13 protein-coding genes are annotated in these 12439 nt (G+C 73.2%); 6 read left to right on the forward strand and 7 right to left on the reverse strand.

The annotated features are described in order from the left end of the window. Positions 1-176: 176 nt before the first annotated feature. From AB0H32_RS42060 to AB0H32_RS42080, 5 genes are all read right to left on the reverse strand, one after another. The gene (locus AB0H32_RS42060) at positions 177-1553 is read right to left on the reverse strand and encodes an NtaA/DmoA family FMN-dependent monooxygenase (protein WP_361132898.1); all 1377 of its coding nucleotides are present in this window, start codon (positions 1551-1553) and stop codon (positions 177-179) included. A 19-nt stretch (positions 1554-1572) separates the two neighbouring features. Then, positions 1573-2781, reverse strand: a complete 1209-nt coding sequence (locus tag AB0H32_RS42065) for an LLM class flavin-dependent oxidoreductase (RefSeq protein ID WP_361132901.1) — start codon at positions 2779-2781, stop codon at positions 1573-1575. Between the two features lie 125 nt (positions 2782-2906). Then, entirely contained in the window at positions 2907-3206 is a 300-nt protein-coding gene (locus AB0H32_RS42070) for a putative leader peptide (protein WP_361132904.1), read from the reverse strand. A 94-nt stretch (positions 3207-3300) separates the two neighbouring features. After that, positions 3301-4188, reverse strand: coding sequence for a glutathione S-transferase C-terminal domain-containing protein (locus tag AB0H32_RS42075; protein WP_361132906.1), 888 nt, complete (start codon positions 4186-4188; stop codon positions 3301-3303). Positions 4189-4334: 146 nt separating this feature from the next. After that, positions 4335-4457 carry a putative leader peptide gene (locus AB0H32_RS42080; protein WP_361132909.1) on the reverse strand — a complete coding sequence of 41 codons (123 nt, stop codon included), beginning with the start codon at positions 4455-4457 and terminating at the stop codon, positions 4335-4337. A gap of 152 nt (positions 4458-4609) precedes the next feature. Between AB0H32_RS42080 and AB0H32_RS42085 the strand changes: the two genes are divergently transcribed. The 6 genes from AB0H32_RS42085 to AB0H32_RS42110 all read left to right on the forward strand — a co-directional run bounded on the left by AB0H32_RS42085 (position 4610) and on the right by AB0H32_RS42110 (position 10314). Then, complete coding sequence (locus AB0H32_RS42085) at positions 4610-5788, forward strand: FAD-binding oxidoreductase (RefSeq protein WP_361132912.1); 1179 nt, start codon at positions 4610-4612, stop codon at positions 5786-5788. Next, a complete protein-coding gene (locus AB0H32_RS42090; RefSeq protein WP_361132915.1) occupies positions 5785-6087 on the forward strand; it encodes a (2Fe-2S)-binding protein in 303 nt (100 codons plus the stop codon). Before AB0H32_RS42085 ends, AB0H32_RS42090 begins: the two co-directional genes overlap by 4 nt. Further along, a complete protein-coding gene (locus tag AB0H32_RS42095; RefSeq protein ID WP_361132918.1) occupies positions 6080-7477 on the forward strand; it encodes an NAD(P)/FAD-dependent oxidoreductase in 1398 nt (465 codons plus the stop codon). The genes AB0H32_RS42090 and AB0H32_RS42095 overlap by 8 nt, the downstream gene beginning before the upstream one ends. A 191-nt stretch (positions 7478-7668) precedes the next feature. Then, positions 7669-8565, forward strand: coding sequence for a dihydrodipicolinate synthase family protein (locus AB0H32_RS42100; RefSeq protein WP_361132921.1), 897 nt, complete (start codon positions 7669-7671; stop codon positions 8563-8565). Between the two features lie 42 nt (positions 8566-8607). After that, positions 8608-9609 carry a proline racemase family protein gene (locus AB0H32_RS42105; protein WP_361132923.1) on the forward strand — a complete coding sequence of 334 codons (1002 nt, stop codon included), beginning with the start codon at positions 8608-8610 and terminating at the stop codon, positions 9607-9609. Between the two features lie 18 nt (positions 9610-9627). Then, the gene (locus tag AB0H32_RS42110; protein ID WP_361132926.1) at positions 9628-10314 is read left to right on the forward strand and encodes a GntR family transcriptional regulator; all 687 of its coding nucleotides are present in this window, start codon (positions 9628-9630) and stop codon (positions 10312-10314) included. 10 nt (positions 10315-10324) lie between these two features. On the opposite strand, the gene AB0H32_RS42115 is transcribed toward AB0H32_RS42110, so the two are convergent. Beyond that, positions 10325-11257: a Dyp-type peroxidase gene (locus tag AB0H32_RS42115; RefSeq protein WP_361132929.1), complete on the reverse strand. Its 933-nt coding sequence runs from the start codon at positions 11255-11257 to the stop codon at positions 10325-10327. A 117-nt stretch (positions 11258-11374) separates the two neighbouring features. After that, entirely contained in the window at positions 11375-12007 is a 633-nt protein-coding gene (locus AB0H32_RS42120) for a DUF1345 domain-containing protein (RefSeq protein ID WP_361132932.1), read from the reverse strand. Positions 12008-12439 lie beyond the last annotated feature (432 nt).

A 12439-nucleotide genomic window follows, 5' to 3' on the forward strand; every position in this document is an offset into this window, starting at 1 on the left:
AGTGCCCCGTTGGTCTTACGGCGAGAACCGGGGCCTACCTGTGGGCGTCTCGTGGCCGCGGTTGATCTGGTGCTCGGCGAGGGCCTGGCCGTCGACGGATCCGGGCAGTGCACGAGCAGGGTGCGGCCGGGGACTTCAGGGGTTGGCGGGGACTTCGGGACTTGGCGTCGGGGACGTCACGAGGCGGCCCGCTCGGCCCGGGCGTCGGCGTCGGGGTGCGCGAGGCCCAGGTGGTCGCGCAGGGTGGTGCCCTCGTAGTCGGCGCGGAAGACGCCCCGCTCCTGCAGCAGCGGAACGACCTGGTCGGCGAAGGGGTCGAGGCCGCCCGGGGTGATGTGCGGGACGAGGATGAACCCGTCGGAGGCGTCCGCCTGCACGAAGTCGTCGATGGTCCTGGCGACGGTGGCCGGGGAGCCGACGAAGGTCTGCCGGTTGCCGGTGTTGATGACCAGGTCCCGGATGGACCAGCCGTGGGCGGCGGCCAGCTCCCGCCACTCGCGGGCGATGGCGACCGGGTCGCGGTACATCCGCACCTGGGCGCGCCCCCGGGAGATGTGCTCCTCGCTCACCACCGGGTCGACGTCGGGCAGCGGGCCCTCCGGGTCGTACGCCGACAGGTCCCGGTTCCAGACGAACTCCAGGTGCTTGACGGCGGTGGCGCCGCTGACCTGCTGCCGGCGCACCTCCCGGGCGAGGTCGGCGGCCTCCTCGTCGGTGTCGCCGAGGACGAACGTCGCGGCAGGCAGGACGAGCAGCTGGTCGGGCCGGCGGCCGTATGCGGCGAGGCGTCCCTTGACGTCCGCGTAGAAGGCCTGGCCCTCGTTGAGGGTGGCGTAGCGGCTGAAGATCGCGTCCGCGCTCGACGCCGCGAACTCCCGGCCCTCCTCGGAGTCGCCGGCCTGGAAGATCACCGGGCGCCCCTGCGGGGAGCGCGGGACGTTGAACCGGCCGTGGATGTCGAACTGCTGCCCCCGGTGCACGAAGGCGCCGGCCCCGGCGTCGGCGAGGAAGGCGCCGGTGGCCCGGTCGGCGAGGATCTCGTCGCCCCGCCAGGAGTCGAACAGTTCGTTGGCCGTGGTCAGGAACTCCTTGGCGCGGGAGTACCGCTCCTCCTGCGGCAGGAAGCCGCCGCGGCGGAAGTTCTCGCCGGTGAAGGCGTCCCAGGAGGTGACCACGTTCCACGCGGAGCGGCCGCCGGAGAGGTGGTCGAGGCTGGCGAACTGGCGGGCCACCTCGTAGGGCTCGTTGAAGGTGGAGTTGATGGTGCCGGTCAGGCCGAGACGGTCGGTGACGGCGGCGAGCGCGGCCAGCACGGTGAAGGTGTCGGGGCGGCCGACGACGTCCAGGTCGTATATCTTCCCGCCCTGTTCGCGCAGCCGCAGTCCCTCGGCGAGGAAGAGGAAGTCGAACTTGGCCCGTTCGGCGGTGCGGGCGAAGTGCGCGAAGGAGCTGAACTCGATGTGGCTGCCGGCGGCCGGGTCGCTCCACACGGTGGTGTTGTTGACGCCGGGGAAGTGGGCGGCCAGGTGGATCTGCTTCAGCGGCTTGCTCATGGTCGGGCGTTCCTCCGGCTCAGGCAATGGCTGCGGCGTAGCGGTCGGCGGGGCGGGCGAGTCCGAGCAGGCCGCGCAGGGTGGTGGCCTCGTAGGCCCGCCGGAACAGGCCCCGGCGCTGGAGTTCGGGCACGAGGTGCCGGGTGATCCGCGGCAGGTCGTGGCCGGCGACGGCGGGCCGCAGCCTGAAGCCGCTGAGGCCCGAATCCCGCAACTGCTCGAGCAGATCGGCAAGTTGGGCGGGCGTGCCGGTAAAGATGCGGGCGTCGCCGGTGTACGGCTGCCCGGCGAGGGCGTCGAGGCGGTCACGGCGGGCCGCGGCCGCCACCGGGTCGTCGTCGAGGAGGACGACGAGGTCGCCGAAGATGTGCAGGGTCTGGTCGGCGCGGCCGGCCGCGGCCTGCTCGGCGCGGATCCCGGCGACGGCGGCACGGGCCTGGGCGGTGTCGTGCGCGGTGACGTACCCGATGTCGGCCTGGCCGGCGACGAGCCGGTGGGCAAGGGTGTCGTGGGCCAGGGCCGTGACGAGCGGCTGCCCCTGGGGCGGGCGGGGCGTGATGGAGGGCCCCTTCACGCTGAAGTGCCGTCCCTCGAAGTCGATGTAGTGCAGCTTGTCCCGGTCGATGAAGCGGCCCGTGGCCGCGTCCCGGATCTCCGCGTCGTCCTCCCAGCTGTCCCACAGCCGGCGGACCACCTCGACGTGGTCGGCGGCCTCGTCGAACAGCTCGGTGAGCAGGTCGCGGGCGGCCGGGCCGTCCCAGGCGTCGATCGACGGGATCGTGCGGCGGCCGAAGTGTGCGGCCTCGTCCGGCCGCGCGGTGACCTGCACGCGAAGTCCGGCGCGGCCGCTGCTGATGTAGTCGAGGGTGGCGATGGCCTTGGAGATGTGGAACGGCTCCGTGTGCGTGGACACCACGGTCGGCACCAGGCCTATGTGGCGGGTCAGCGGTGCGACACGGGAGGCGATGAGCACGGCGTCCAGCCGGCCGCGCACCTGGTCGGTGCGGTCGTCGCGGTGGAGGGGGTGGGAGGACTGCGGGCCGAGGCCGTCCTCGATGGTCACGAAGTCGAGCAGGCCGCGCTCGGCCTCGGCGACGAGGTCGGCCCAGTAACCGGCGGTGAACAGGTCCCGGGGCCTGGCCACCGGCTCGCGCCAGGAGGCCGGATGCCAGCCGGTGCCGTCCAGCGCGACGGCAAGATGCAGGGAGGTGACGGAAGTCGGGGACACGTGGGTGCCTTCCTGGATGTCCGTAGGAGAACACCGGCTCGCGGGCAGGCGTGGGCGGCGGGCGAGCACGGAGGGATGAGACCCTGGCCGAGGGCCGGGAAGGAGTCAGCGGCGACGGGGCGCGGTCAGGGGCGACAGAGCGCGCCGGCCACACGCAGGAGGTCTATGTGCGGCCGGGAGTGGAGACGGACGGAGCGGTACGGCTGCGGGACGCGCAGCGCAAGGATCCGTAGCACGGCCGTCACCTCCGTCGGTCGGGCGCGGCGGGCCTGGTCGGCGTCCGCCTGGCGGAACTCGTCATGAGTCGGAACGCGCGGGCGGCGCCGGGTGTTCCCGGGCCGCGACCCGACCCGCACCACCGCCGCAGGACAGGGCCGGGAGCCGTCCTGCGGCACCGCGGGCAAAAGGACCTGACAGCTGCGCACATCGCGTCACCGGTAAGGCCGGTGAAGTCGGTGAGGGCGGGGGGCTGTTCACAGGTCAACGGCCCTCCGGGGGCTTGCCTTGTCCGGTTTGTTCTCAGCTGCGGGGCGTGCCCGGGCCGTTCGTGGCGTGGCGCGTCCAGTCGAGGATCTGGACGGCGGCTCCGGCGGCCTCGAGGCCCTGGCAGCGGCCGTGGTGACGGCGGGCGATGCCGCCGAGGTCGAGCTGGGCGCCGAAGGCGGGATGGGCGGCCAGGCGCCGGGCGTGGGCCCACAGCGCCGGGTGCCCGGCGATACGGTGCACGGCGGAGGCGTCGAGGTGGAACCGGTGCACGGTGTCCAGTTGCACCAGGGACACCCACAACTCGATGTCGCCTGCGGTGAGCCGGCCGTCGACGAGGTACTCCTCCCCCGCCAGGTACCGCTCCAGCCTGCCCAGCGTGTCCAGCAGCCGACCGAGCTCAGCGGCCCGCTCGGCGGGTTCGGCGTCGGCGCGTCCGGCGCGCTGTGCGGCGTCCTGGATGCCCTCGGCGCAGAGCCGTTCGACGGCTTCGATCTGGCTCTCCGTGCCGCACGGATACAGGGAGTCGCTGCCGTCGCGGGGGAAGCGGTCCAGGTCGCGCAGGATGTCCGGGGCGTGGGTGCTGACGATGCGTCCGGACCAGTCGTCGCTGAGCACCGGCGCGAGGGCCGGTCCGGTGTAGTGGTGGGCGCTCGCCTCGTAGAGCGGGCGCAGGGCGGTGTGGCCGCCGCCGGGACTGTCCGGGACGGCGGGCAGGAAGGTGACCGGACAGCTGTCGTCGAGGCCGAGGAGGCGGTGACCGATGGCGAGGCGCAGTCCGTCGGGACAGGCGGTGGACAGATGGAGCCGGTAGCGGTGCGGCACGGCGTAGTGGCCGCTGCGCGCGTCGCGGCCGATCCGGCCCCGGAAGCCTGGGGTGGTGGCGTGGGCGGACGGGACGGCGGCGAGCGGAGTGATGGACATGAGTCTCCCCGTGGGCGGGCGCGCGCAGTGCGCGGCGGAAGCGTCGTCGGAGGGTGGGTGCGTCGGGCGGGCCCGGCTCGGCGCCCAGGACGGGGCGGCTCGGCAGAGCGGCTGCGCGCGAGCTGGGCGCGCAGGGCTGGCGCGGCTCAGCGACGGGGGCTGATCGCGCTGCAGACGCGCAGCAGATCGATGTGCCGACGGGAGGTGAGAAGGGGGGCGCGCAACGGCGTACGGCCCGCTCGGCCGGTCACCGTTCTCAGCCGCACCATGTTTCCCTATCCGTTCACTAGGATTCCCTCCCTGGAGTGTCGATCCGGCACCGTACGGCGTCAAGAGGGTGTCCACGCCTGGGACTCCGGGCGGGTGACGAGGCCGGCGTCGGGGTCTCCTCAGGCTGGGCGACATGTGACATAGTACTGATGTGGTGAAGCGACCGACCTGCGATGTCGTGGTCGTGGGGGCCGGAATGGTGGGCGCCGCGTGCGCTCTGTACGCCGCCCGGTCCGGCCTCGACGTGAGGGTGGTGGACCGGGGACCGGTGGCCGGCGGCACCACCGGTGCCGGCGAGGGCAACCTGCTGGTCTCCGACAAGGAGCCCGGCCCCGAACTCGAACTCGCCCTGCTGTCGGCCCGCTTGTGGGCGGAGCTGGCCGACGAGCTGGGGGCGGCCGTCGAGTACGAGCCCAAGGGCGGTGTGGTGGCCGCCTCGACGCCGGGCGCGCTCGGGGCGCTGCTCGTCTTCGCCGAGCGCCAGCGCGCCGCCGGGGTCACGGCCGAACCAGTCGACGCGGACGAACTCCGGTCCCTGGAACCGCATGTGGCGCCCGGCATGGCGGGCGGGGTGCACTATCCGCAGGACGCACAGGTCATGCCCGCCCTGGCCGCTGCCCACCTGATCCGCGCCTGCGGCGCCCGGCTGCACACGGGCCGGACCGTGACCGGGGTGCTGCGCAGCGCGGACGGCGCCGTGCTCGGCGTCCGCACCGACCGGGGCGACATCCACGCCCCGGCGGTGGTGAACGCGGCGGGCACCTGGGGCGGTGACCTCGCCGCGCTGGCGGGCGTACGCCTCCCGGTGCTGCCCCGGCGCGGCTTCGTCCTGGTCACCGAGCCGCTGCCGCGCATGGTCCGGCACAAGGTGTACGCCGCCGACTACGTGGCCGACGTGGCGAGCGACTCGGCCGCCCTGCGGACCTCACCGGTCGTCGAGGGCACCGCCGCCGGACCCGTCCTGATCGGGGCGACCCGGGAACGGGTCGGCTTCGACCGTTCGCTGTCGCTCCGGGCGGTGCGGGCGCTGGCGGCAGGGGCCATCGGGCTGTTCCCCTTCCTGGAGCAGGTGCGCGCCCTGCGCACGTACGCGGGATTCCGGCCCTACCTGCCCGACCACCTCCCGGCGATCGGCCCCGACCCCCGGGTGCCCGGGCTGTATCACGCCTGCGGACACGAGGGCGCGGGCATCGGACTGGCAACCGGCACCGGGCAGTTGATCGCGCAGGCACTGACCGGGAAGACGACCGGTCTGGATCCCGTCCCGTTCCGCCCGGAGCGGTTCGAGACGGGCGAGGCCCGCCCGACGGGCGGAGGCGACATCCCATGAACCCCGTCGAACTGACCCGGGCGCGGCCCGGCGCCCCCTTCACCGTCACCTTCGACGGCCGGCCCGTCCGGGCGCTGCCCGGCCAGACGGTCGCGGCCGCGCTGTGGGCGGCCGGGGTGACCGCCTGGCGCAGCACGCGCGGCGCGGGCCGGCCGCGCGGGGTGTTCTGCGGGATCGGGGTGTGCTTCGACTGCCTGGTGACCGTCAACGGGCGGGCGAACCAGCGCGCCTGTCTGATGCCGGTACGGCCGGGCGATGTGATCCTCACGCAGGAGGGAACGGGACGGGACGATGGCTGAACGACCGCATCTCGCCGTTGTCGGGGCGGGCCCTGCCGGACTCGCCGGTGCGCTGGCGGCGGCCGCGCGCGGTGTGCGCGTGACTCTCCTGGACGCGGCCGAGCAGGCGGGCGGGCAGTTCTACCGGCAGCCCGCCGCCGCCCTCGGCGCACGCCGACCGCAGGCTCTGCATCACCAGTGGCGCACCTGGCAACGGCTGCGGGACGGACTCGGCCGGCACATCGGCGCCGGGCGCGTCACGCATCTGGCGGATCATCATGTCTGGTGCGCGGAAGGGGACTCAGGGGGCTTCGCCGTACACGCCCTGCGCGGCCCCGCGCAGGACGAGGGTGTCACCGTCCGCGCCGACGCCGTGCTGCTCGCCACCGGCGGCTACGAGCGGGTGCTGCCCTTCCCCGGCTGGACGCTCCCCGGTGTCGTCACCGCGGGCGGCGCGCAGGCCATGCTCAAGGGCGGCCTGGTCCTGCCGGGCCGCACGGCCGTGGTCGCCGGCACGGGACCCCTGCTGCTGCCCGTGGCCACGGCACTCGCGGCGGCGGGCGCCCGGGTGGCCGCGCTGGTGGAGTCCGCCGACCCGAAGGCCCTGCTGGGGCGGGCCCCGGTGCTGGTCACGCAGCCCGGCAAACTCGCCGAAGGCGCTTGGTACGCGGGGCAGTTGCTGCGGCACCGAGTCCGTACCCTGCCCCGTCACACCGTCGTGGAGGCGCACGGTGGCGACCGCCTGGAGGCGGTCACCGTCGCCGCTCTCGGCCGGGACGGACGTACGGCGCCCGGCAGCATGCGCCGCATCCCCTGCGACAGCCTTGCGGTCGGGCACGGCATGCTGCCGCACACGGACCTCGCCGAGGTCCTCGGCTGTGCCCTGTCCGGGACGGACGTCCGGGTCGACGACGAGCAGCGCACCGACGCGCCGGGCGTCTGGGCCGCCGGGGAGACCACCGGGATCGGCGGCGCGGCCCTCGCGCTCGCCGAGGGGCACATCGCCGGCCGCTCGATCGCCGCCCGGCTGCAGGGCACGGCGCCCGACCCGCGCCAGTGGGCCGCGGCCGCGGGAAGGCGCACCCGGCTGCGGGAGTTCTTCGCGGCGCTCGATGCGGTGTACGTCCCGCCCACGGACTGGCCGGACCGGATCACGGACGACACGGTGGTGTGCCGCTGCGAGGAGGTCACCGCCGGGCAGGTCCGCACCGCCGCCGGCACGCTCGGGGCCGGCGACCTGCGCACCGTGAAGCTGCTCACCCGGGCCGGGATGGGCTGGTGCCAGGGCCGGATGTGCGGGCCCGCGGTGGCCGGGCTGGCCGGCTGCCCGTTCACGCCCGGACGACGGCCGTTCGCCCGCCCGGTGCCCCTCGGAGTACTGGCCGGGCTGCCGGAGGAAGAACCGGACTGACGGGGGACGGGCCGGACACCGGAGGAAGGGCCGGACACCGTCGGAACCGACGGCACGAGGCCGACCGGAGGTCCGCCGCACCCCGAGCCTGCGCGCCCTCCCGAAAGCCGGCCGGACGCGCTCCCGAAAACTGCACGCACACTCCTGAAATCCTCAGTAATATGTCACACCCTATTGGATTGGGGACCGTCATGACCCTCCCGGAGAACCGCCCCTGGCGCGGTGTCCTCGTCGCCACCGCCCTTCCGCTGCGCGCCGACCTCTCGGTGGACCACGACCGCTATGCCGAGCACTGCGCCTGGCTGGTCGAGAACGGCTGCGACGGCGTCGTACCCAACGGCTCCCTCGGTGAGTACCAGGTGCTCACGCCCGAGGAGCGCGCCGAGGTGGTGGAGACGGCCGTGGCGGCGATCGGCGGCGCGCGGGTGATGCCGGGCGTCGCCGCGTACGGCTTGGCCGAGGCCCGGAGGTGGGCCGAGCAGGCGGGCGAGGCCGGCTGCGGGGCCGTGATGCTGCTGCCGCCCAACGCCTACCGCGCCGACGAGCGGTCGGTGCTGGCCCACTACGCCGGGGTCGCGAAAGCGGGCGTGCCGGTGGTGGCGTACAACAACCCGATCGACACCAAGGTCGACCTCGTACCCGAACTCCTCGCGCAACTGCACGCCGAGGGCCACATCCACGCCGTCAAGGAGTTCTCCGGTGACGTCCGCCGCGCCTACCGGCTCGCGGAACTCGCCCCGGAACTGGACCTGTTGATCGGAGCCGACGACGTACTGCTGGAGCTGGCCGTGGCCGGCGCCAAGGGCTGGGTGGCCGGCTACCCCAATGCACTCCCCCGGGCCTCGGCCGACCTGTACCGCGCCGCCGTGGCCGGGGACCTCACCACGGCGCTCCCCCTGTACCGGCAGCTGCACCCGCTGCTGCGCTGGGATTCCAAGGTGGAGTTCGTGCAGGCCATCAAGCTGTCCATGGACATGGTCGGGCGGTACGGCGGCCCGGTGCGCCCGCCGCGCGTACCGCTGCTGCCGGAGCAGGAGGCCGCGGTCCGCGCGGCCACCGAGAAAGCCGTGGCCGCGGGGCTCGGGTAACGGGCGAGGGACCACGCAACGGACGACGGAAAGGAACCGCAGATGCACAGCAGGCTCGTCCTGCACGCCGTCGACTCGCACACCGAGGGCATGCCGACCCGCGTGATCACCGGCGGGATCGGCACCGTACCCGGTGCGACGATGAACGAGCGGCGGCTGTACTTCCGTGAACACCGCGACCCCGTCAAGCAGTTGCTGATGAACGAGCCGCGCGGGCACTCCGCGATGAGCGGCGCGATCCTGCAGCCGCCGAGCCGTCCCGACTGCGACTGGGGGGTGATCTACATCGAGGTCTCCGGGTACCTGCCGATGTGCGGGCACGGCACGATCGGCGTGGCGACCGTGCTGGTCGAGACCGGCATGGTGGAGGTGGTGGAGCCGGTGACCACCATCCGGCTGGACACTCCGGCGGGGGTGGTGGTCGCGGAGGTGGCGGTCGAGGACGGTGCCGCCAGGAACGTCACGTTGCGCAATGTGCCCTCCTTCAGCGTCGGGCTGGACCGCAAGGCACAGCTCGCCGACGGGCGGACGGTGACGTACGACCTCGCCTACGGCGGCAACTTCTACGCCATCGTGCCGCTGGAGGAGTTCGGCCTGCCCTTCGAGCGCGCCCGCAAGGACGACATCCTCGCCGCAGGGCTGTCGTTGATGGAGGCGATCAACCGCGAGGAGGAGCCGGTCCACCCGGAAGACCCGTCCATCCGCGGCTGCCACCACGTCCACCTGTACGCGCCCGGTGCCACCGCCCGCCACTCCCGGCATGCGATGGCCATCCACCCCGGCTGGTTCGACCGCTCGCCCTGCGGCACGGGCACGAGCGCGCGCATGGCGCAATTGCACGCGCGGGGCGAACTCCCCTTGCACACCGAGTTCGTGAACGAGTCCTTCATCGGCACCCGGTTCACGGGGCGCCTTCTGGGCACCACCGAGGTCGCCGGCATCCCCGCGGTCCTGCCGAGCTTCACCGGCCGTGCCTGGATCACCGGCACGGCCCAGTACCTGCTCGATCCGACCGACCCGTTCCCCGAGGGCTTCGTCCTCTAGGATTCGATGATGCGTGACATGGCACAGAAACCGCAGGATGCGGACGCACCCGCGCTCCCCCGGCTGGGAGGCCGGCGCAGCAGCTACCGCGAGCGGGTCGCCGACGCCCTGCGGGCCGCGCTGATCGCGGGCGAGCTGCGGCCTGGCGAGGTCTATTCGGCACCGTCGCTCGCCGCCCGCTTCGGTGTCTCGGCCACGCCGGTGCGCGAGGCGATGCTGGACCTGGCCAAGGAGGGCCTGGTCGACACCGTGCCCAACAAGGGCTTCCGGGTCACCGCCGTCTCCGACAAGCAGTTGGACGAGTACACCCACGTCCGTGCGCTCATCGAGATCCCCACCGTGGTGGACCTGGCAGGCACGGCCGACCGGGTCTGTCTGGAGGCGCTGCGCCCGGCGGCCCGGGAGATCGTCACCGCGGCGGTGGCCGGCGACCTGATCGCCTATGTCGAGGCCGACACCCGCTTCCACCTGGGCCTGCTGGCCCTGGCGGGCAACGCGCACCTGGTGGAGGTGGTCGCGGACCTGCGGGGCCGCTCCCGCCTCTACGGCCTCACGGCCCTGGTCGAGGCGGGCCGCCTGCTGGCCTCGGCCGAGGAGCACCTGGAACTCCTGGACGCACTGCTGGAGCGCGACGGAAAGGCCGTACAGGAGATCATGACCCGGCATCTCGGTCATGTGCGCGGCCTGTGGGCGGCCCGGGACTGACCCCGCAGGCTCAGCCGGGAGCGGCGGGAAGGTCGTCGAGGAAGGCCGCCGTCGGCACGTGGAACAGACATCCGGTGACGGCCGTCGAGTAGTCGAGGACACGGTCGTGCGCGGCACGGCCGTCGCCCAGGAACATGTTCCTCAACATGTGTTCGGTGACGTCGGGAGTGCGCGCGTAACCGATGAAGTACGTGCCGAACTCGCCCGCCCCCAGGGTACCGAAGGGCATGTTCTCGCGGACGATCTTGCGCTCGTTGCCGTCCTCGTCGGTGACGGTGGTGAGCGCGACATGGGAGTCGGCGGGCTTGACGCGGTCGGGCAGTTCGACGTTGGCGAGCTTCGTCCGCCCGATGACCTTCTCCTGATCCTGCGCCGGCAGGGCGTCCCAGGCGGTCATGTCGTGCAGGTACTTCTGCACCACCACATAGCTGCCCCCGCGGAAGCCGGGGTCCTCGTCGCCGACGAACACCGCGTCGTCCGCGAGTCGGCCCTCGGGGTTCTCGCTGCCGTCGACGAAGCCGAGCAGGTCGCGTTCGTCGAAGTACTTGAAGGCATGGACCTCGTCGACGACCGTGACCGCGCCGCTCAGCCGCCGCGTGATCAGCCGGGCCAGTTCGAAACACAGGTCCATGCGGCGGGCCCGCACGTGGAAGAGGAGGTCTCCCGGGGTGGCCGGGGCGCGGTGGCGTGCGCCGTTCAGTTCCACGAACGGGTGCAGGTCGCGGGGGCGCGGTCCGCGAAAGAGCCGGTCCCAGGCCGCCGATCCGATGCCGACGACGCAGGTGAGCCGGTCGTCGGGGGCGCGGAAGGCGACCGAGCGGCACAGGCCGCAGACGTCCTCCAGCAGGTCGCGGACGGTCTCCTCGCCGCCCTGCGCGACGGTCACGACGAGGAACACGGTGGCTCCGGCCGGTTCGACGATCACGGCCTGCGACTCGGGCACGACCCGGCCTCCTCCTGAAGTCCGGCTCCATCGGGTACGCGGGGACCCCCGTCCCCGCTCCCATCCTGCTGCGTCCGGAACGAAACCGCGCGAGGACGTCAGCCGCCCGCGAGGACGTCAGCCGCTGACGAACTGCACGACGAGGCTGATGGCGGTGGCGAGAATGCTGGTGCCGAAGGCGTACGACAGCAGGGCGTGCCGCAGCACGATCGAGCGGACGGCCGCACTCGACACCGACGTGTCGGACACCTGGTAGGTCATGCCGAGGTTGTAGCTGAAGTAGAAGAAGTCGCGGTACGCGGGCGGCTGGTCGGAGTTGAAGTCGATGCCTCCCTGGGCCGCGTAATAGACGTAGGCGTAGCGGGTGGCGTACATCAGGTGCAGGGCGGCCCAGGCCATGAACACCCCGAACAGGGCGGTCGCCGCGCCGAGGTGCCCGGTGTCGGACCTGCCGATCAGGAGCAGCAGCACGATGGCGAGCAGTCCGCACCCGGCGACCGCCACGACGACGAGTTCCTCCAGGAGGGGCCGCAGGTCCTCACGCCGGGCGTTGCGGTGGGTGGCCCTGGCGTCCATGGGCCACAGCACGATCCAGCCCGCCAGCACGAAGGCCAGTTGCGTCGCGGCGATCCCGGCCAGCGCGCCCAGCGGCGGCCGGGTCGTCAGCCCGACGGTCACGCCGACCACGGCTCCGAGGGCGACCGCACCGGCCAGACGGGGCACGGCGTCCAACGGCAACGAGGTGCTCATGCGCCACCACAGTAGTTCCGCCGCCGGTGCCCGGCACCGGAGCACGCCGGTCGCGGACACTCGCGGGGTCCGAGGTCCGTCGCCCGACCTGTGGCGGCACCGTCGCGACACGCAGGGTCGCCGAGCGGCCGCGCGCCCACGACCTGACGCTTCGGTACCACGTCCGGCTTCGGCGGCAGCCGGAGCCGGACGTGTCGGAACCGGCGCGCCGGCTCGGTATGGCGTGACCGTCGGTGGACCGGCTGCGGCCCGCGTTTGTGCCCGGCCGGTCGCGGTCGCCCGCCGGCGTGGTCGAAGGCGTCCGTCCCGGCCGGTCCCCGGGAACGATCGAGGGGCTGCTCCGAATTTCTTCGGAGCAGCCCCGGACCCGCGTCTCGCACGTCGGGACGCCAGGATTTTAAACTGCGACCCCGTGACCCCCAGTCAAGTGAG

Origin of the sequence: Streptomyces sp. NPDC020362, from assembly GCF_040642095.1 — a bacterium.
GTDB lineage: Bacteria > Actinomycetota > Actinomycetes > Streptomycetales > Streptomycetaceae > Streptomyces.